Here is a 20,364-nt window from a genome sequence, read left to right as displayed (position 1 = left end):
GAGCGGCGCAACATCACACGGCTGCCGGTGGCGACAGCGCCATCTTCTGCCAGTTGCGAAACACGAAGCGGTGCACCGACTTCAGCCCGACCCAGAGCGCCGGTTCCAACGCGGCGCGCGCGTACCCACGGACCGTCACTGTCGTGGTCCGGATGACCCGCGTGCCGCCGTTGACCGGCGTCGACTCGAACACGTCTCCGAGGTGGTCGACGAAGCGGTGGAAGTGGAGGTCCGTCGACTCCATGTGAAACGCCAGTCGGGTCGGCGGCTCCCACACCGTGATCCGCTGCCGCACCACACCCTGCTCCGAGACGCATTGCCGGGTGGCACCGACCTCGCCGGGGCCGTCGGGTAGGCGGCACGACGTAGGTCGGGGAGTGCCCAGGTAGAACACCGGGCAGCGCGGCTGCAGCTCAAGTCGCGAGTCACAGAGCGCCGGCCACAACACGCCAGGCGGGTGGGGCATGGTCCATTCTGTCCGCACCATCACGCACACACCGTAAACCGTGCAGGACCGACGGCACATCGGCTGGCTGGTCCTGCCGCGCCGCGCCCGCTATCGCACGAGGGCCTCGGCGTCCGTCCGGGTGCAGCCGCTGGCCGGGCTCTGGCTGTGGGCGATGACCGCGTCGAGCCGGTCTCGCGCCTGCAGGAGTTGGGTGATCTGCTGATCGATACGGACGCGTTGGGCGTTGAGCAGTGCCCGCGACTCCGGGGTGTTGACCTTCGCGTCGACGCAGGGCAGCAGGTCGAGGATGGTCCTGCTGGACAGGCCGGCGGCGTAGAGCATCTGGATCAGGTGCACCCGGTCGACCGCGCCGTCGAGGTAGTGGCGCTGGCCGCCGCTGCTCCGTGCGGTCACGAGAAGCCCCTGCTCCTCGTAATAGCGCAGGGCTCGTACGGACACCCCGGTCTGCGTGGCGAGTTCACCGATCCGCATCGTTCCTCCCCCGCCGGTGACACCGGTCACACGACTTGCCTCTGACGTCAACGTCAGGTTCTAGCGTAGCCCGCGTACGGCTCGTCCTTGAACCCGCCAGGAAGGCGACAACTCATGCAGATCTCCGGTTCGATCGCACTGGTCACCGGCGCCAACCGTGGCATCGGCCGGCACTTCGCCCAGCAGCTGCTGGAACGCGGCGCTGCCAAGGTGTACGCCACGGCTCGCAGACCGGAGGCGATCGACATCCCCGGCGTCGAGAAGCTCCGGTTGGACATCACCGACCCCGGATCCGTCGAGGCAGCGGCGGCGGTCGCGTCCGACGTCACCCTGCTAATCAACAACGCAGGGATCGCCACGTACACGAACCTGGTCACCGGCGATCTGACCAAGATCCGGTCCGAGGTGGACACGCACTTCTACGGCACCCTGAGCATGGTCCGGGCGTTCGCGCCGGTGCTCAGCGCGAATGGCGGCGGGGGGATCCTCAACGTCCTGTCGGCGTTGTCGTGGTTCTCCTACGACGGCGCCAACGCCTACGCGGTGGCGAAGGCGGCCGAATGGAGTCTGACCAACGGGATCCGACTGGAACTGGCCGGCCAGGGCACCCTCGTGACCGGCCTGCACCTGGGCAGCGCGGACACCGACATGATGGCCAACTACGACGGCGACAAGATCGACCCCGCCGACGTCGTACGTGTCGCACTGGACGGCATCGAGGCCGGAAAGATCGAGGTCCTCGCCGACGAGTGGAGCGCGTACATCAAGGCGTCCCTGGCCAACGACCCAAGTGCCTTCTACAGCGTGAGTGGGCGGTAGCGGTCGACGCTCGCGCTGGGCCAGGACCGGCGACTGACCACCGGCTGGATGATCTGAGTTGTGCGGGCGGCGGATCGCTACCCCGATGCTCTTACTCGGGCCTGAGCGTGGCCAACAGGGTCTTTTCGAGGATCTCGCCGACGGACTCTGCGGCCAGCCGCCCGGCGGCGACCTCGTCGGCGGCCGCGTGCAGCAATGTGTAGACGGTGGTGACCAGCCACTCGACCGGCAGGTCCGTGCGGAAGGCGCCCTCCGCCTGGCCGCGGGCAACGAGCCGTTCGACATGGGCCAATGGCTGATCGTGGCGTCGGCGCACTTCGTCGGCGGGCAGGGCGCGCTGCACGGCGGCGTGCAGGCTGCCGAATCTGCTGAGCAGTGGCCAACAGGACCGGATCAGCTGGGCGAACACCTCGGCGGGCGGCCCTGCGTCAGGTGCAGCGGCCTCGATGATGCCGGCGCTCTCGGCGATCGTCTCGGCGAGCACCGTCCTCAGCAGTTGCTCCCTGGACGGGAAATGCGCGTACAGAGTGACCCGGCCCAGACCGGCGGCCTTGGCGATGGTGGTCATGCTGGCGTCCGGGTCACGCGCGAAACACTCGGTGGCGGCGTTGATGATCGCCGCAATGTTGCGTTCCGCGTCGGCCCTCTTGGGCGTCCCGGCCCCTCGGCCTCCGTGGTCCTTGGTGCGCGCCATGGCCAGATCATACAAGTAGTCGAACAGCACTGTTCAACTTCTCACTCCCTGAGGTAGCTTAAAGCGAACACACCTGTACGACTTTCGCCTGGACGGGCGCCGTGATCGCCGCCGCGCCCCTCCAATCACCAGGAACGGAACGCCCGATGCCTCATCCCTCATCTGCGCTGCACAGCTCGCCGAAGCCCGGGACTTCGGCACATTCGCGACGCTGGGCGGCGCTCACGCTGATCAGCGTGGCCCAGTTCATGCTGATACTCGACGTGACCGTGGTGAACGTCGCCCTCCCCGAGATCGGCGCCGATCTGCGACTGGACCGCACCGCGCTCACCTGGGCGATCACCAGCTACACACTGTTCTTCGGCGGGCTGATGCTGCTCGGCGGGCGGCTCGCGGATCTCTTCGGAGCCCGCCGGATGATGCTTGTCGGGCTGACGGTGTTCACCGTCGCCTCGCTGGGCACCGGGCTTGCCCAGAACGAGACGCTGCTGATCGGCGGACGCATCGCACAGGGCATCGGAGCGGCTCTGCTGTCCCCTGCGGCACTGTCGACCGTCACCGCCACCTTCCATGGCCACGAGCGCACCAAGGCGCTCGGCGTGTGGGCGGGGCTCGGCGGCATCGGCTTCGCGGCCGGAGTGCTGGCGGGCGGCGTCCTCACCGCCGGTCCCGGCTGGCGATGGGCCTTCTTCGTCAACGTGCCGGTCGGCGCCGCGGTGCTGGCGTTCCTCCCGGCGACCGTCCCCGCCGGCCCGCGACCGCACCGCGACCAGCGGCGCATCGACATCCTCGGAGCGCTGGCCGTCACCGCCGCCACCGGCTCGCTCATCTACGGGCTGGTCACCGCCGGCGACACCGGCTGGGGCACCGCGGCAACCCTGGTGCCGCTGGCTGCCGCCGCCCTGCTGTACGCGGTGTTCGTCGGCATCGAACGAACGGCACGTAGCCCGCTGATGCACGTGGGGATGCTGGTCCGCCGGCCCGTGGTCGCGGGCGCGTTCCTGATGCTCATGGGCTCCGGACTGCTGATCTCAGTGTTCTTCCTTGGCTCGCTGTACCTGCAGCACCTACGCCACCTCAGCGCACTGGAGACCGGACTGCTGTTTCTGCCCGCCGCACTGGCCACCGGGGTTGGGGCGCACCTGGCCAGCCGCCTGGTCGCCAGCATCGGCACGCGGGCAGTCGCCGCCACCGGCCTCGCGCTGGTCGCAGTCGGCACGGGACTGCTCACGCAGCTCTCTGCAGACGGCACGGTCTACGTCGGGCTGCTGCCCGGCATAGTCATCGCCGCGGCCGGAGTCGGCCCTGTATTCGTCACCGCCGCCACCTCCGCGTTGGCACACGTTGACCACGGAGAGGAGGGACTCGCCTCCGGCGTGCTCAACACCTTCCACGAACTGGGCGGCGCCATCGGCGTCGCGACGGCCTCCACCCTCGCCGCGGCCGGGCTCACCAGCGCACCCTCCATCGACGGATTCACCGACGCCTACACCGCGACGGCAATCGTCGCCACTGCGGCAGCCGTCCTCGTTCCGGCACTGGTCCCCCCAGGCAAGCCGGAGCTGGGCAGCCTCCCGCACGCCCACTGACAACACCGGACAAGGGCCGGGCCGCGGCGACACCAGCCCGCGGCCCGGCACCCGGAATGGAGCACACCCGACGAGTGGAGCCCCTACATCAGGGCGTCCCTGGTCAACGACCCGAGCGTCTTCAACGCCTACGCGGCGCCACCGGTCCACCCCCTTTCGTGACCGTTGGGGTGTCGGTGTGTGATGTCCTCACGGAAAGCTGCGGACATGCGCCCACAGAGGACCATTCGCATTCTGACGTCGCTATCGCTTCTCGGACTCCTTGCTGCCTGCACCCCACCTGACGAGCCACTTGTCGCCCTCGCTGTCCACGATGGTCAGCCGGTCGGCGTGCTGGTCCCGTGCGACAGCACATTCGAGCAGATCGGCGTGTTCGAGAACGACCACCCGGACGACGCGAGCGAGCGACCGTTGATCAAGTGGGGCGTCAACGGCCGACCCACGAGCGAGGTCGTGGAGGTTGTCCTGTTCGGTGAGCCGCCGGATGGTTGGGAGGTCGACGACAGCGCTGACATTCCCGCGGCTGAGGCGGGCATGGATGTGGACGTCGAGCCGCTCACCGAACTCCGGCCGGGGGTCACCTACAGTCTCAGCTCTTATCGCGCGATCTCGGTGGATTTCACCCTCGCGGATCTCCCGCGGATCGGCCCGGACGAGGTGCTGGCGCCGCGCGGGCGGGACTCGACGAAAATCGTGTCGCGCGAGGCCTTCCTGCGCAAGGCACGCGACAGCTGCTGACGCAGCGCGGTCGTCAGGGAGGCCCGCACTCATAAAAGTGGAGTGACGCCGGAACCGTCGATTACAGTTTTTAGCGAGAAAACAGGGAAATGAGATTGATCCGACAGCTCGGCCGCTCCGCAAAGCCGATCAGGCAATCGCGGAGCGATATTTAAGGCAGATTTAATCGTCTCAGTTAGAAGCAATCAGGGGGCCAACTCGTACTCTTCGTTCTCGGAAGAAAGGTGCGCCCCCATTGATGAATCTGCGATCCACCCCTGGACGACGTCGTTCCGTCACCGCGCTGTTGCTGGTGAGTCTGGCGCTCGCCGGCGGGTGCAAGGAGGCTCCGGGCACTCCCGGCGCGTCCAGCCCGTCCAGCGACACCGGTATCGGCTCGTCCGACCCCGAGGTGTCGACGTCCGCCGTCCCGGGCGAGCCGTCGGCCACACCGAGCGCGTCGGCCGCCCCGGTAACCCCGTCCACTCCAGGCAAGCCCAGCACCCCGCCGACCAGTGCCGCCCCGCCCACCGCGGCTGGTGGCTGGATCACCATCGATCCGGCCGGACAGGCCGCCGCGACAAAGGCGTTCTTCGCGCGCAAGCCCAAGACCGTGACCGGCAACCCGGTCAAGGTGCCCGAGTTCAACGTCGGCTGTAAGACCAGCCACCACAACAGCGACGACCCGATCGTGCTGCCCAAGCTGGTCGGCGGCTCGCACAACCACACGTTCTGGGGCAACAGGTCGACCGATGCCAACTCGACGGCCGAATCGCTGCGGGCGTCGAAGGCGACCACCTGCAACTCGCCGGACGACCAGTCCGCCTACTGGGTGCCGACGATGTACCAGAACGGCAAGATCGTGGACCCGACCGAGGTGACCGTCTACTACGGATCTCGCCTCAAGGATCCGAGCAAGACCCAGCCCTTCCCGTTCGGCCTGCGCATGATCACCGGCAACGCCAAGAACCAGGTCGACACCCCGGACAAGCAGGGCAATCACTTCTGGTGCGCCGGTATCGGCGGCGAGATCGGCCGCAGCGCCGACAAGACCTTCCCGGTCTGCGCCAAGACCGCGAACATCGTCCGGCAGATCACCTTCCCGGACTGCTGGGACGGCAAGCACCTGGACAGCCCGGACCACAAGGCGCACATGGCCAACGGTGACCACACCGGGGCCTGCCCGAAGAGCCACCCGGTGCCCGTCCCGTCGGTGTCCTTCGTGATCTCGTATCCGTTGAGCGCGAACACGGACGGCATCACCCTCGCGTCCGGCACGTCCTTCTCCATGCACGCGGACTTCTTCAACGCGTGGAAGGACGAGGCGCTCGCCGCGCGGGTGCGCAACTGCCTCGACCAGGGCGTGAAGTGCAATTCGGCCGGCAACTTCTAGCGTGATCTGCAACCCGGGGTCGGTGTGTACGCACCGGCCCCGGGTTGACGATCACGCCGTACGCATGAGGCTGAGGAAGTCGGCGGCCGCCGACACCCCGGCGGTACGACGGCGGCGGCCGGTCACCCCTCGGTCCAGGGTGGCCGGCCGCCGTCGCGTCGATCAGCTAGAGCCGGGCGGCGCCCGCCTCGGTGGCCTCCTGCACCGCCGAGGTACGACGGGTCTCGGCCCGCTGATCGCCGGCGTCCTCCCGGTCCGGAGCGGCCATCCGGGCGGCCCGGTTGGTGGTGGCAGCGGCCTGGTCGCCGGTCACGCCGCCGCGGATCCGGTTGTTCGCGGCCACCTGGGCGGCCGGGTCGTTGGACGTCACGGTCAACTGGCCGTCGATGATGTTGTCGTCGACGGTGACGCCACCGGTGGTGCTGGTGATGCTGACGTCCCGGCCCCAGTAGCCGCCGGAGGCGCAGCTGTCGAGGCTGCCGTTCGGGCCGAGCTGCACGCCACCCAGGTTGCCGGCGAAGGTGGCCTGGCCGCGGACCGCGCTGCCGCACACCACGCTGCCGGTGGCGCTGTTCAGCACCGACAGCGTGCCGTCGACGAACGAGTCGTGCACGTCGGTGTAGTAGGTGCCGGTGCTGCTGACGTTACGTTCCACCTGGGTGCCGCGGTCGAGCCGCACCTCACCGGCGGCGGCGTTGACGGTCCCGACGATCGTCGACTTTTCCACGAACAGGAAGCTGTCGATGGTCGTGGAGCCCTTCGGCCGTACCGTCACGTTGCCGCTGCGGGCGTCCTTGAGGAATACGCCGTAGCCGCCGGCGGCCAGCACCACCTGGCCGCCGATGGTCGTCTCGGTGGCGTCGAGGTAGCCGTCCGCGGCAACGCGGATCTCGCCGCTGACCCGGCCACCGGCAACCACCAGGTTGCCGCCGGCCGCGACGGTGACGTTGCCGGTGATCGTGGTGCCGGTCAGCGCACAGGACTGGCCGGCCGGCACCAACAGGTCGTTGGGCACGGTCACGGCACCGCCGGTGCCGATGCAGTGGGTGACCAGGTCGGCGTGTGCGGTGGGCGCCACCGCCAACACCGAGGCGGCGACGAAGGCGCTCACGGTGGCGAGCTTGACGACGGTACGTCCGGGCATCGTTGTACTCCCTGTCGATGAGATTCGAGGACTCATGCGCCGACGTCCGATCGGGCCGCGGCCCGGACGATGGCGCCCTGCTGCCGCCGGTTGAGCGTGCCGCCGGTCACGAGCGCGGCGGTGACCGCCTCGACGTGCCGGACGAACTCGGCGTGGCCGGGGTAGTCGGCGTGTTCGTCGATCAGATCGTTGATGGTGCAGCCGTCGCCGGTGTCGACGTTGGTCACGCCGGTGTCGTCGCCGTCGATGATCACCGTGGCCCGGGTGTCCGAGTCGGCGCAGCCGTCGGTGCCGTCGGCCACCACCGTGAACGTCGTCGACTGCTCGGTGGACACGTTGCCCGCGGCGTCGGTCGCCCGGTACCGCAGGGTGTGGGCGCCGACGGTCCGCACGGCGACCGGGCTGGCGTACGCGGTCCAGGCACCGCTGTCGACCGCGTACTCGATCGACGCCACACCCGAGTCGTCGTCGGTCGCGATGACGGTGACGGTCGCGCCGCCGACGTACGCGCCGTCGCTGTTGCGTTCACCGGCGACCGTCGCGGACACCGAGGGTGGGGTGGTGTCCTCGGCGGGCGGCGGGACGACGGTGAAGTGGGACATCTGCTCCGCCGACGTGTTCCCGGCGACGTCGGTCGCCCGGTAGTGCAGCATGTGCATCCCGGCAGTGTTCACGACGATCGGGTTCGTGTACGCGGTGAAGGCGGCCCCGTCCAGCGAGTACTCGATGGTGGCGACACCGGAGCCGGCATCGGTGGCGGCCAGCGTGGCGGTGGCCGTACCGATGTAGTTGCCGTCGCCGTCACGGTCACCGGCCAGGGTCGCCGTCACCACCGGCGCGGTGGTGTCCTCGTCCCCCGGCTCGACGATCCGGAACGACACCGAGCCGACGGCACTGGTGTTGCCGGCCTGGTCGGTGGCACGGAACTGCACTGAGTGGTCGCCGATGGCGGTCACCTGCACCGGTTGCGTGTACGGCTGGAAGCTGGTGTCGTCGACCTGGTACTCGACGGTTTCCACACCGGAGTCGGCGTCGGTGGCCGTGACGGTCACCGTGGCCGCGCCGAGGTAGTTGCCGTCCTGGTCGCGTTCACCGGCCACGGTGCCGGCGACCGTCGGCGGCGTGGTGTCGCCGCCGCCTCCACCGTCGGTGACCACCAACTCGCCGACCATCTGGCTGTGGCCCGGGATCGAGCAGAAGTAGCGGTACCGGCCCGGGGTCAGGTTGACGGTCGCCTGGTGGCGTCCGTCGTTGGCGTCGAACGGACTGGCCAGGATGTTGATCGTGACGTCGTGGTTGTAACCCTCGGTGGAGGTGTCGAAGGTCAGCGTGTGCGGCATCCCGGTGGTGTTGCCGGTGGCCGCGCTGTTCTCCCAGATGATGGTGGTGGCGCCGGCCACCGCCTGGGCGGGTGCGGACTTGTACTGGGTGATGCTGTCGTCGGCGGTCCAGGTCAACACCTGTTCCGCGACGCGCGGGGCGGCGGAGGCCGGCGTCGCGGTCCACGGAATCACCGTGAGCAGGAGCGCCGACAGCGCAGCTGTGAGTCGTCGGGTCATCGTTTCTCCTAGAGTTCCCGCGCGCGGACGTTGCGGAACTCGATCAGGTCGTTGTCACCGTGGTTCTGCAGGCCGATGAAGCCGCGGAGGAACTGCCGCAGGTCGGTCGGCGGATCGCCGGCACGGGAGGACTGCTTGCCAGGTGTGTTGTCGAACTCGTTGATCACCACGCCGTTGCGGATCATCGTGTAGTGCTGCCCGACGACCCGGATCTCGTAGTCGTTCCACTGTTCCTTCGGAGTCACGCCGGCCTGGGCGAGCGGCACGGAGTCGAAGTTGTAGACCGAACCGGTCTTCTGCGGCTCACCGGTCTCGCCGTCGTAGATCTGGATCTCGTGTCCGCAGTAGATCGCCACCCAGGCTTGCGACGTCCGGGCCGATCCGACCGTTCCGCAGCTGCCCGGTGGCCGCTGCTCCAGCGGTATCCGGGGGTCCGGGAAGCGGGTGAAGACGCCGGTGTTGGCCCGATTCGTGCCCGGTGCGATGTCCCGGAACTGCAGCTTCAGCGAGAAGTCGCCGAACTCCTTGGTGTGCCAGAGCATGCCCAGGCCACCGCTGGACCGCAGCGCCCCGTCCGGCTGGATGCTGAACGATCCCGACGGCGCCTGCTGCCAACCGAGCAGCGACTCGGCGGTGCCGTTGAAGAGCGGCTCGTACCCGGTGTGTCCGTCCCGGCCGATCTCGGACGCAGCGGCCAGGCGGGTCAGGGTGCCGGATTCGCGGGCGTTGAGCAGGCCGTCATCCTGCAGCGTGCGCGTCACCGCGCTCACGTGCCGGACGAATCCGTTGTGGTCGGCCCAGGTGCTCTCGTCGTCGATCAGGTCGTTGATGGTGCAACCCTGCCCGACCGTGCGACTGGGCACCCCGGTGTCGGTGTCGCCGAGCCAGACGTTCTGCCGGTCGTCCGGCGCCGCGCAGCCCACCGTGACCGTACTCTGCACCGTCGCCGTCTCACCGTCGGCGTACGTGACGGTCAGCTTCGCCGTGTAGGTGCCGACCTTGGCGTACGTGTGCTGAGGGTTCGCCTCGGTCGACGTGGCGCCGTCGCCGAACTCCCACCGGTGGCTGACGCCGCCGGAGCGGGAGCCGTTGAAGGCGATGGTCAACGGCTTGTTCTGCACGGCGACCGACGTAGCGGCAGGTGCCGGGGTGGGCGCGCCTCCGGTGTAGGTGACCCGGATCAGCTTCTGGTTGGGGTGCAGGCTGAAGAACCCGCCGCCGTAGTCCAGCAGGTAGAGAGCGCCGTCCGGGCCGAACTTGGCGTCCATCCAGCTCTGCAGCCGGGTGTCACCGTTGCCGCTGGGGATGATGGCCCGCAGCGACTCGGCGTACACCGGTGGGGCGGCCTGCGGCACACCGGCCGGGTCGACGGTGACCGCGACCCGGTTGGTCGCGTTCGACTGGTCGCCGATGAACCACTTGCCGTCCCAGTGCTCCGGCCAGGCCACGCCACTGTTGGTGTCGACGAGCTCGCGGTGGTACGTCGGGCCGGACATGATGGCCTGCCCGCCGCCACGCAGGTACGGCTGCGTGTAGGTGGCGTCGGCCGCGACGTACGTCGGGAGGCCGCTGCCGTCGGTCCGCTCGGGGAACACCGGGCCGCCGCCGTCCGGCGAATACCAGATCATGTTGTCCCGGGCCGCGGGGATGTCCACCAGACCGGTGTTGCGGGGCGACTCGTTCTTCAGGTTGTCGCAGTCGTACCAGCCGGTGAGCACGGTCGCGTCGGTGCTGCTGCGATCCCGGTACGGCTGCCGGTTGCCCATGCAGTACGGCCAGCCCTGGTTACCGGCCGAGGTGATGATGGTGGCGGTCTCGTACTTGGCCGGGCCCAGGGTGGGGCTGGGCGATGCGGCGTCCGGGCCGACCCAGCCAGCGGTCAGCCACTGGTGCACCGGGTCGATCTGCAGACGGGCGATGTTGCGTACGCCCATCACGTAGATCTCCGGCCGGGTCTTCTCGGTGCCCGGCGGGAACAGGTTGCCCTCCGGGATGGTGTACGTGCCGTCCGCCTCCGGGTGGATCCGGATGATCTTGCCGGCGAGGTCGTTGGTGTTGCCCGACGTGCGGCGGGCGTCCTGGAACGAGATCCCCTGGTACTCCTGGGTCCAGTTGTTGCCGGAGTAGCCCTGTGACCCCTCGGAGGAGTTGTTGTCGCCGGAGCCGACGTAGAGGTTGCCCTTGGCGTCGAACGCCATGCCGCCACCGGCGTGGCAGCAGCTGTGGATCTGCACCGGGAACTGCAGCAGGTCCTTGCGGGTGGCCTGGTCGATGGTCTGCGCCTGGCGGTCGTAGGTGAACCGCGAGACGGTGCGCTGCCCGACCCGCTGCACCCGGTCGACCGAGTCGTGCGGCATCCAGTAGACGTAGAGCCATCCGTTGTCGGCGAACGCGGGGTCGGGCACGATGCCGAGCAGGCCCTCCTCGTTCTTCACCAGCTCGGAGCCGCTGCCCCGGTTACCCATCACCTCCAGGGTGGTGAGCAGTTTGGCCTGTTTGGTTCGCGGGTCCCACGAGTGGATGGTGCCGCAGCCCAGGCCGACGTTCGGGTTGCTCCAGTCGGCGATCGGGCCGCTCGGGCAGGCCGCCTTGCCGACGTAGAAGACCGTGCCGTCGGGCGCGATGCTGAGGCCGTGCGGCTCGCCGATCTGGTCCAACTGCCCGGTCTGGTTGGCCGCGGTGAGCCGCTCCACCTTGTAGTTCGCGGCGATCGTGGCCTGGCAGTCGCCGCGTACGCGGCCGGTGGTCCAGTTGAGGGCTCCGGTGAGGTGCGTGCGGAACGCCTCCTCGCCGTAGCTGCCCTCGGTGTGGCCCATGCCGGTGTAGAACGACCGGCCGCCGTCGTAGTCCCGGCACCAGGACACCGGGTGGAACGCGCCGTTCGCGGCCGCCCCCGGGTTGTAGTGCCGCTCCTCGACCTGGGCGAGCGTGTGCACGGTGCCGATCGGGTTCGGGTCCCAGTTCTCCCAGCGATCCGACCGGGTGATGGTCATCGGCAGCGACGCCGTGGCCGGGTGTTTCCGGTCCAGGATGTTGACCACCGCGCGGTTCACCGCGGGCGGCTCCGGCGCGGTCGTGGTGCCGGTGAACAGGCGCAGGTCGGCGAGTTGGACCAGCGGTTCACCGCTGTTGGCGGTGATGTTCAGCCGGTAGCGCGAGAACTCCTGCGGCGTGGCGATGTCGAACCGGCGGGTCTGGAACCGGTCACCGAAGACCTGGCCGGTGCGTCGGTCCAGATCGGACCAGTTCTGGCCGTCCGTGGAGCCCTGCAGGGTCCAGTCCCTCGGGTCCCGGCCGGAGGAGTCGTTGGCCGACGTCAGCGCGTACCCGGTGATCCGTTTGGCTGCGCTCAGCTCGTATGCCACCCAGGCCGTCGGGGTGCGGACGAGCCACTTCGTGTTGGCGTCGCCGTCGGTCAGCTTCTCCTTGGTCTCGTTCGGCGGGTTCTCGCCGCTGGCGGTCACCCGGGCCACCGGCTCGGCCACCGGGATCGCGCCCGCCGGCCGGGTGCCGATCAGGCCGGTGAACCAGGCCGAGTCGACCTGGGCACGAGCGGCGTCGGCGATGCCGACGAAACCGCCGCCGGCCTTCATGTAGCTCTGCAGCGCCGACTCCTGGTCACGGTTGAGCGCGGCGCCCGTCGCGGAGAGAAAGACCACGCTGCGGTACGTCGACAGCCCGGCCGTGGTGAAGACGGCCGGGTCCGTGGTGCTCGTGACATCGATGTCATGAGCGGCGCCAAGCTGCTTGATGGTGTCCACTGCGCGAGAAACCGGATCCTGTTGCTCGGCCACCGGCCCGTGGAACACCAGGACCGCGGTCTTCTGCGGCTGCGCGGCGGCTGCCGTTCGTGGTGCGGCTGCCGTTCCCGGCGCGGCTGCTGCCGTCGTCGCCGGGATCAGTGCCGCGAAGGCCGCTATCGCGGCGAGGGCTCGTCGTGATCTTCTGGTCATCCCCGTCCCCACTTTCGGTTGGGTCAGCTTCCGTGCGTGTGGGTGTGGCCCTGGAACCGGTGGATCGCCTCCTCGGCGCCTGGCGGCATGCTGCCGTCGGCGTTGCGCACCAGGAAGATCCCCGCCATACCGCCGTCGGAGTGGGTCTGCACGTGGCAGTGGTACATCCACGCGCCGGGCCCGACGCCCTCCCCGGCCAGCACCTGAAATCCGAACGAGCTGCCCGGGTTGAGGTCCTTGTTGTCGATCACCAGGCTCGGGTCGCTCGGCCCCTCCAGCATCCCGGTGCGGTTGTCCGCCCAGCGGTGCGCGTGCAGGTGGAAGGTGTGGAACAGGTTGCCGTGCCCGATGGCGATCCACTCCACGCGCTCGCCCAGGTTCGCCTCGAACATCGGGGTCGCCGGCGCCATCCGGTTGTTGATCATCATGTCGTGGAACACGACCGTGAACTGCTTCGACGGCAGGATGTCGCCGCGCCGCCGGACGATCAGCGCCCCGTACAGGCCCTTCGCCACCCCGGCGGTGCCGTGGTCGGTGCCCATGGCGTGATCGTGGTAGTGCCAGTAGCCGGCGCTGCCCGGCATGAACCGCCGGCCGGCCGCGGCGAACATCTCCCGCGAGCGCCAGACGTACGTCCGCGTCTCACCGGGATTGTTGAACGAGGCGTTCAACGGGCTGCCGTCGGATTCGGTGCTGTAGTCCACCCCGTGCGGATGGATGGACAGCCGCTGGTTGGTGGTGTTGACCAGGGTGATCTCCAGGGTGTCACCCTCGTAGATCTCCAGAATCGGCCCCGGTACGGTGGCCTGGCCGGGTGCCAGGCCGTAGCCGAACAGGCCGCCGGGCAGCTGCTCGGCGTAGATGGTGACCTTCTTCGTGACGCCGGCGGCAGCCTGTGCGGGGCTGCCTCCGAACGCGGTGCCGATCGTCGGGGCGGACGCGCCCAGCGCCCCGGCGGCGAGCGCCCCGGTGGCGATCAGGGATCTGCGGGACAGGTGGCGGTGGGAGCCACCGGCGTGATCGTCCATGGGTCTCCGTTCCCAACCGGGCGAAGACGCGACGAGGGCAGGGTGCAACGACCGCCGAGCACAGGCGGCGGCAGCACGACTGAGGTGAGGCTCGTCGCGGACTCTGCTCGGAAGACTCAGAACTTTCGATGGATGTCAGCAACTTATGTAATCCATCGACGAAAGTCCAGGTCTTATTGCAAGAAGATTACCTTGACATCACGATGTCTTTCGATTGACATGAACCTGACACGCAGGCCGCCAGCGTGGCAGCCGGGCCAGTTCAGTCTCGGGTAGACCGCTCATCCGCCTCGACGATCAGCGGGCCGCCGCAGAGAACGACGCCGGGCTGCCCCATCAGTGGGGCAGCCCGGCGTCGCGACGTACGGGATGGGTTGGTCAGACGTTGTGGCGGTCGTCGGCCGGCAGGCCGGTGGCCTCCGGCGGCTCGGGCGACTGGTCGGGCTGACCGAGTTGAGCGACATGGGTCGGGTCGAGGACCCGGGACAGGAACGCACGGGTCCGCTCGTGCTTCGGCGCGCCGAGCACCTCCTGCGGCGGCCCCTGCTCGACCACCACGCCGCCGTCCATGAACACGACCCGGTCGGCGACGTCGCGGGCGAACGCCATCTCGTGGGTGACCACCATCATCGTCATGCCGTCCTCGGCCAGCTTGCGCATGACGGTGAGCACGTCCCCGACCAGTTCCGGGTCGAGCGCGGAGGTCGGCTCGTCGAAGAGCATCAGCTTCGGCTCCATCGAGAGCGACCGGGCGATCGCCGCCCGCTGCTGCTGCCCACCGGAGAGTTGCGCCGGGAACGCGTCGGCCTTGTCGGTCAGCCCGACGCGCTCCAGGTTGACCCGCGCGACGCGCTCGGCCTCGGCACGGCTGCGTCGGAGCACCCGACGCTGCGCGATGGTGAGGTTGTTCAGGACGGTCAGGTGCGGAAACAGGTTGAACGACTGGAAGACCATGCCGATGCCACGGCGTGCCGCGTCGATCTCGACGTCCGGGTCGGTCATCTCGACCCCGTTGACCCAGATCTTGCCGGCCGTCGGCTCCTCCAGCAGGTCGACGCAGCGCAGCAACGTCGACTTACCGGACCCGGACGGCCCGATCACGCAGACCACCTCGCCCTGGCCGACCTCGAAGTCGATGCCCTTGAGCACCTCGAGCGGCCCGAAGGACTTGTGCAGGTCGCGGATCTCGACGGCAGGGCGGGATTGGGAGGTCGTCATTCGGGTCACCGAGCCTTGGCGTAGCGGAGTTCGAGGCGTCGTACCACCTGGGACAGGGGCAGGGTGATGATCAGGTAGGCGAGGCCGGCCACCAGCAGCGGCGTGGCGTTCACCCGGTCGTTAAGCATGTCCCGACCGAACTTGGTGATCTCGATGGTCTGCGCCGTGACGCCCAGCACGTAGGCCAACGACGAGTCCTTGGTGAGCAGGATCAGTTCGTTCGTCAGGGGCGGGATCACGATCCGGAACGCCTGGGGGATGACGATCGTGCGCATCGCGGTGAAGTGCGACATGCCGAGGGTGCGTGCCGCCTCCATCTGCCCCTTCGGGACGGCCTGGATGCCAGCCCGGATGGTCTCCGCCATGTAGGCGGCGGCAGTCAACCCGAGACCGATCGCGATCGAACCGAACACGCCGCCGGGAATCTCCCGCTCCGGGAAGGCGATGGGAATGCCGTACCCGACGAGGAACAGCACCAGCAGCGCGGGCAGACCCCGGAACAGCTCGATGTACGCCGTCGCCACCCAGCGGTACGGCGCCACCCGGGACAGCTTCATCAACGCGAGGATGGTGCCGAACACGAGACCGAAGGCGAACGCGCCCAGCGTGTAGAGGACGGTGTTGCGCAGCGCGACGGTGATGATCGTCGGGAACATCGACTTGATGATGTCGACGCGGAAGAACGCGTCCTTCAACCTGTCCCAGTCCGCGGCGAACAGCACCGTGGCGATGATGGCGATGAAGACCAGGTACTGGAGCCCGAGGGACAACCGCTCCCGCTGGCGGCGTCGCAGCTTCACGTTCGCTCGTTGCCTTCCCGGAGATTACCGACGAGGAGGGCGCGCGAGACGCACGCCCTCCTGCTGTGAGCCTCGATCACGCGCTCGGCCGCTTGCCGATCCACTTCTCGTAGATCGTGTCGTAGGTGCCGTCCTGCTTGGCCTTGGCCAGCGCCTCGTTGATCTTCTTGAGCAGTTCCGGGTTGCCGTCCTTCTTGACCGAGAAGCCGTACTGCTCGCCGGTGTCGAACTCGGCGGCCACCTGGAACCCGCCCGGGTTCGCCTTGAGGTACTCGGTCCAGACCGGCAGGTCGTTGACGGCGGCCTCGACCTGGCCGTTGGCGAGGGCCTGCTGCTCGGCGGCGAGATCCTCGAACTCGACGATCTGCAGGTCCTTCTCCTTCTCGAACTTCTTGGCGTAGTCACGGCCCGTGGTGGCAGCCTGCACGCCCACCTTCTTGCCCTTGAGGTCGTCGAGCGACTTGTAGGGCTTGCCGACCTTCACCAGCATCGCCTGGGTGGCGTCGAAGTACGGATCGGAGAAGTTCATCACCTGCTGCCGCTCCGCGGTGATCGTCATGCCGGCAGCTGCCGCGTCGCACTTGCCGGTGTTCAGGTCCTGGCCGGACTTGATCCCCTCGAACGGGGTGTCGATGATCGTCTGCTCGACGCCCAGGTCCTTGGCCACCAGGTCCATGATCTCGACGTCGAAGCCGGTGACCTTGCCGCTGGTGTCCTTCGACTGGAACGGCGGGTACGGCAGGTGGGTGCAGACCGTCAGCTTGCCCGCCTGGACCAGCTTGACCCCGCTCGCCTGGACCTCGCTGTCGTCCTTCTTGGCACATCCCGCGGTCACCGCGAGGGCGGCGACCGCCACGACGAGACCGGCCTGGCGGACGGCGCTTTGGAACCTCACGGCTGTGTCCCTCCGATTCGGCTTCCCAGTCGCAGGAAGCCAGTGGTGCAAAGACTTTGTGACAGGCGACGGTACCTGATTCTGCGAGTCACACCCAGATCCCACCGGGTCGTTGGGACGGATGCAACCGCCACGCCCGTCGGCAAACCCGACACTCAAGCAGCAAGTGCCCATAGCCGCCAACGCCCTCGACGGCCCCGCCTGGCGTGCGGGCCGCCCGGTGGGAGTCTGTGTCCAGAAACACGTCCTGATGGCCGTGGCCTGCGTCGATGCTGATCTGGTCACGTTGGGCCGCGACGACATCGCTTGATCGCCGAGCTCACCGCCACCGGCCCTGGATTGGCGGCGGACACGACCGGATCGTGCAGGAAGAACTCGCGGTCGAGGCTGCTGGGCTCGTCCACAGTAGAGTTAGCTACCAGGCCGCCAGCCGAAACGCGTCTGCTTGTTGATGGACGCCGACGAGCCCCGGCCAATCGCTGGTGGATTGACCGGGGCTCGTCGGTTGGAACCTGTCAGGCGAGATCGAACCGGTCGAGCTCCATGACCTTGGTCCAGGCTGCCACGAAGTCGGCCACGAACTTGGCGCGAGCGTCCTGGCTGGCGTAGACCTCCGCGAGGGCTCGCAGCTGCGAGTTGGAGCCGAAGATGAGGTCGACCGCGGTGGCGGTCCACTTCACCTCGTCGGTGGCCAGGTCGCGGATCTCGTACACGTGCTCGTCGGACTTCGACGCGCTCCACCGGGTGCCCGGGGAGAGCAGGTTGGCGAAGAAGTCGTTGGTGAGCACGCCGGGCCGGTCGGTGAGAACGCCGTGCTGGCTGTCGCCGGTGTTGGCGCCGAGCGAGCGCAGACCGCCGACGAGGACGGTCATCTCGGGCGCGCTCAGGCTGAGCATGTAGGCACGGTCGAGAAGCAGCACCTCCGGCTGGGTCTTCTCGCCAGCACGCAGGTAGTTGCGGAACCCGTCCGCGCGCGGCTCGAGGACCCGGAAGGAATCCGTGTCGGTCTGCTCCACGGTGGCGTCGGTGCGGCCCGCCCGGAACGGCACGGTCACCTCGACGCCGGCGTCGCGCGCCGCCTTCTCGACGGCGGCCGAGCCGGCCAGCACGATCAGGTCGGCGAGCGAGATCGTCGCGCCGCCCGCGGCGTTGAACTCCCGCTGGATGCCCTCGAGAGTGTCCAGGACGGTCGCGAGCTGCTCGGGCTGGTTGACCTCCCAGCTGCGCTGGGGCTCGAGACGGAGCCGGGCACCGTTGGCGCCACCGCGCTTGTCCGTCGACCGGAAGGTCGCGGCGGAAGCCCAGGCGGTGGAGACCAGCTGAGCGGTCGTGAGGCCGGACTCCAGGACCTTCGCCTTGAGGGCGGCAACGTCGGCGTCACCGACGAGCGCGCCGCTGACGGCCGGCACCGGGTCCTGCCACAGCTGGGGCTCGGCGACCCACGGCCCGAGGTAACGGCTGACCGGGCCCATGTCGCGGTGCAGCAGCTTGTACCAGGCCTTCGCGAAGGCAAGCGCGAACTCGTCCGGGTTCTCCAGGAAGCGGCGCGAGATCTTCTCGTAGGCCGGGTCGAAGCGCAGCGACAGGTCCGTCGTGAGCATCGTCGGCTTGTGCTTCTTCGCCGGGTCGAAGGCGTCCGGGATGATCGCCTCGGCGTCCTTGGCGACCCACTGCTTGGCGCCACCGGGGCTCCGGGTGAGCTCCCACTCGTAGCCGAAGAGGATCTCGAAGAAGCGGTTGCTCCACTGCGTCGGCTGGTCGGTCCAGGTCACCTCGAGGCCACTGGTGATCGTGTCGGCGCCCTTGCCGCTGGCGTGGGTGCTCAGCCAGCCGAGGCCCTGCGACTCCAGCGGGGCACCCTCGGGCTCCGCGCCCACGTGGCCGTCGGCCGGGCCAGCGCCGTGGGCCTTGCCGAAGGTGTGGCCGCCGGCGATGAGGGCGACGGTCTCCTCGTCGTTCATCGCCATCCGGGCGAAGGTCTCACGGATGAAGTGCGCCGCCGCCCGGAAGTCCGCGCTGCCGCGGGGCCCCTCGGGGTTGACGTAGATGAGCCCCATCTCCGTCGCGCCGACGCCCTCGGCCATCTGCGCCTCGGAGACGTAGCGCTCGTCACCGAGCCAGGTGTCCTCCGGACCCCAGAAGATCTCCTCGGGCTCCCACACGTCCTCGCGGCCGAAGCCGAAGCCGAAGGTCTTGAACCCCATCGACTCCAGGGCGACGTTGCCGGCGAGCACGAGCAGGTCGGCCCACGAGATCTGCTGGCCGTACTTCTGCTTGACCGGCCACAGCAGTCGGCGGGCCTTGTCGAGGTTCGCGTTGTCCGGCCAGCTGTTGAGCGGGGCGAAACGCTGCCCGCCGTCGCCGGCCCCACCCCGACCGTCCTGGATGCGGTAGGTGCCGGCGGAGTGCCAGCTCATCCGGATCATCAGGCCGCCGTAGTGGCCGAAGTCCGCCGGCCACCAGTCCTGCGAGGTGGTGAGCGCCTCGACGATGTCCCGCTTGAGGGCCTCGACGTCGAGCTTCGCGAACTCCTTGGCGTAGCTGAAGCTCTCCCCCAGCGGGTTGCCCTTGGAGGAGTGGGCGTGCAACACCGAGAGGTCGAGCTGGTTGGGCCACCAGTCCCGGTTGGTACGCGGACGACCGCCGGTCTTCGGCGTCGGGGAGTCGATCGCCGGGTTCTCGCTCTCGCTGCCGTGCGCGGTCACCGAGTCGTGCGCGACCGGGCAACCGGCCGCTGCCTTCTCGTCCACGCCCTGCGCACTGGTGGGGCCGTTGTCCTGGGTGTCGCTCATTTGCTTCCTTCCGAGCTTGCGGATCTCTGGGGCATGCGTTCGGTCGCGCAATCGGGACAGGTGCCCCAATAGACGACCTCCGCCTCGTCGATCACGAACCCGTGGTCGACGGAGGCGGTGAGACAGGGGGCGTGGCCGACGGCGCAGTCGACGTCGGCGATCACGCCACAGGAGCGGCACACGACATGGTGGTGATTGTCGGCGACCCGGGACTCGTAGCGGGCGGTCGCACCGGCAGGCTGGATGCGCCGCACCAGACCAGCGTCGGTGAGTACACGCAGCACGTCGTACACCGCTTGGTGGGAGACCGTGGGATGATCCGCCCGCACCAGCGCGATCACCGCGTCTGTGCCGATATGGGGGCGGTCGCGCAGCGCCGCGAGCACCGCCAATCGGGGCCGGGTCACGCGCAGCGAGGCGGCCCGCAGTTGCGCCTCGAAGTCGGACATCACTTGACGGACACTAGCTCACTATTCTGGAACCGATCAAGTTTTACGAGGGTCCGCGCGTCGTCGTGTCGGACGATTCACCCCAGGTTCACCCGCTGGAGGCGAAACACTCCCGCCCACCATCGGGGCCAAACCGTCACCGCCGACAGTCGGGTGACTACGGTCCGGAAAACCATCCGGAAATTTCGGCGGCCACCCGGTGGCCCTCGGCCCCCACATGGGACACCGACCTGACCCCTCTTAACCTGATCAACTACTGACCAGGATAGATGCTGCCTCGGGTGCGACGGGCCGCCAGAAAGCGGAGGCCGTGGCGCTTCCGGAAATTGTTGACAAGTCGACGACCGGGTCAATACGGTCGCCATCGACGGTGC

General features: G+C 68.6%; 16 protein-coding genes. 4 read left to right on the top strand and 12 right to left on the bottom strand.

Annotated elements, in window-relative coordinates; all coding sequences use genetic code 11:
* Positions 1-13: 13 nt before the first annotated feature.
* On the bottom strand, positions 14-490 hold the full coding sequence (locus tag HNR20_RS27955; RefSeq protein WP_189062308.1) for an SRPBCC family protein: 477 nt from the start codon (positions 488-490) through the stop codon (positions 14-16).
* A 66-nt stretch (positions 491-556) separates the two neighbouring features.
* The gene (locus HNR20_RS27950) at positions 557-940 is read right to left on the bottom strand and encodes a MerR family transcriptional regulator (RefSeq protein ID WP_184185842.1); all 384 of its coding nucleotides are present in this window, start codon (positions 938-940) and stop codon (positions 557-559) included.
* 114 nt (positions 941-1,054) lie between these two features.
* Between HNR20_RS27950 and HNR20_RS27945 the strand changes: the two genes are divergently transcribed.
* On the top strand, positions 1,055-1,759 hold the full coding sequence (locus tag HNR20_RS27945; protein ID WP_184185839.1) for an SDR family oxidoreductase: 705 nt from the start codon (positions 1,055-1,057) through the stop codon (positions 1,757-1,759).
* A gap of 91 nt (positions 1,760-1,850) precedes the next feature.
* Here the strand turns inward: HNR20_RS27945 and HNR20_RS27940 are convergent, their stop codons facing one another.
* Positions 1,851-2,453: a TetR/AcrR family transcriptional regulator gene (locus HNR20_RS27940; RefSeq protein WP_184185836.1), complete on the bottom strand. Its 603-nt coding sequence runs from the start codon at positions 2,451-2,453 to the stop codon at positions 1,851-1,853.
* A 236-nt stretch (positions 2,454-2,689) separates the two neighbouring features.
* Between HNR20_RS27940 and HNR20_RS27935 the strand changes: the two genes are divergently transcribed.
* From HNR20_RS27935 to HNR20_RS27925, 3 genes are all read left to right on the top strand, one after another.
* The gene (locus HNR20_RS27935; RefSeq protein ID WP_229687269.1) at positions 2,690-4,042 is read left to right on the top strand and encodes an MFS transporter; all 1,353 of its coding nucleotides are present in this window, start codon (positions 2,690-2,692) and stop codon (positions 4,040-4,042) included.
* 207 nt (positions 4,043-4,249) lie between these two features.
* The gene (locus HNR20_RS27930) at positions 4,250-4,780 is read left to right on the top strand and encodes a hypothetical protein (RefSeq protein WP_184185830.1); all 531 of its coding nucleotides are present in this window, start codon (positions 4,250-4,252) and stop codon (positions 4,778-4,780) included.
* A 238-nt stretch (positions 4,781-5,018) separates the two neighbouring features.
* Entirely contained in the window at positions 5,019-6,152 is a 1,134-nt protein-coding gene (locus tag HNR20_RS27925) for a DUF1996 domain-containing protein (protein WP_184185827.1), read from the top strand.
* 166 nt (positions 6,153-6,318) lie between these two features.
* Here HNR20_RS27925 and HNR20_RS27920 read toward each other — a convergent pair whose 3' ends face one another.
* The 9 genes from HNR20_RS27920 to HNR20_RS27880 form a co-directional block, all read right to left on the bottom strand.
* Positions 6,319-7,296, bottom strand: coding sequence for a hypothetical protein (locus tag HNR20_RS27920; protein ID WP_184185824.1), 978 nt, complete (start codon positions 7,294-7,296; stop codon positions 6,319-6,321).
* Between the two features lie 32 nt (positions 7,297-7,328).
* Positions 7,329-8,855 carry an OmpL47-type beta-barrel domain-containing protein gene (locus tag HNR20_RS27915; protein WP_184185821.1) on the bottom strand — a complete coding sequence of 509 codons (1,527 nt, stop codon included), beginning with the start codon at positions 8,853-8,855 and terminating at the stop codon, positions 7,329-7,331.
* 8 nt (positions 8,856-8,863) lie between these two features.
* Positions 8,864-12,808 (bottom strand): ThuA domain-containing protein, encoded by a 3,945-nt coding sequence (locus HNR20_RS27910; RefSeq protein ID WP_184185818.1) that lies wholly within the window; start codon positions 12,806-12,808, stop codon positions 8,864-8,866.
* Between the two features lie 23 nt (positions 12,809-12,831).
* A complete protein-coding gene (locus tag HNR20_RS27905) occupies positions 12,832-13,836 on the bottom strand; it encodes a multicopper oxidase domain-containing protein (RefSeq protein ID WP_184185815.1) in 1,005 nt (334 codons plus the stop codon).
* Positions 13,837-14,214: 378 nt separating this feature from the next.
* On the bottom strand, positions 14,215-15,054 hold the full coding sequence (locus tag HNR20_RS27900; protein WP_184185812.1) for an amino acid ABC transporter ATP-binding protein: 840 nt from the start codon (positions 15,052-15,054) through the stop codon (positions 14,215-14,217).
* A 5-nt stretch (positions 15,055-15,059) separates the two neighbouring features.
* Positions 15,060-15,854, bottom strand: coding sequence for an amino acid ABC transporter permease (locus HNR20_RS27895; protein WP_184185809.1), 795 nt, complete (start codon positions 15,852-15,854; stop codon positions 15,060-15,062).
* A gap of 76 nt (positions 15,855-15,930) precedes the next feature.
* Positions 15,931-16,749, bottom strand: coding sequence for a basic amino acid ABC transporter substrate-binding protein (locus HNR20_RS27890; RefSeq protein ID WP_184185806.1), 819 nt, complete (start codon positions 16,747-16,749; stop codon positions 15,931-15,933).
* A gap of 515 nt (positions 16,750-17,264) precedes the next feature.
* Positions 17,265-19,541, bottom strand: coding sequence for a catalase/peroxidase HPI (katG, locus tag HNR20_RS27885; RefSeq protein ID WP_184185803.1), 2,277 nt, complete (start codon positions 19,539-19,541; stop codon positions 17,265-17,267).
* Positions 19,538-19,993 (bottom strand): Fur family transcriptional regulator, encoded by a 456-nt coding sequence (locus HNR20_RS27880; RefSeq protein ID WP_308425467.1) that lies wholly within the window; start codon positions 19,991-19,993, stop codon positions 19,538-19,540. The genes katG and HNR20_RS27880 overlap by 4 nt, the downstream gene beginning before the upstream one ends.
* Positions 19,994-20,364: the final 371 nt, after the last annotated feature.

Source organism: Micromonospora parathelypteridis (assembly GCF_014201145.1).
GTDB classification, from domain to species: domain Bacteria; phylum Actinomycetota; class Actinomycetes; order Mycobacteriales; family Micromonosporaceae; genus Micromonospora; species Micromonospora parathelypteridis.
Note: the sequence above shows the minus strand (reverse complement) of the source record. Positions and strands in the feature narration are given on the sequence as shown.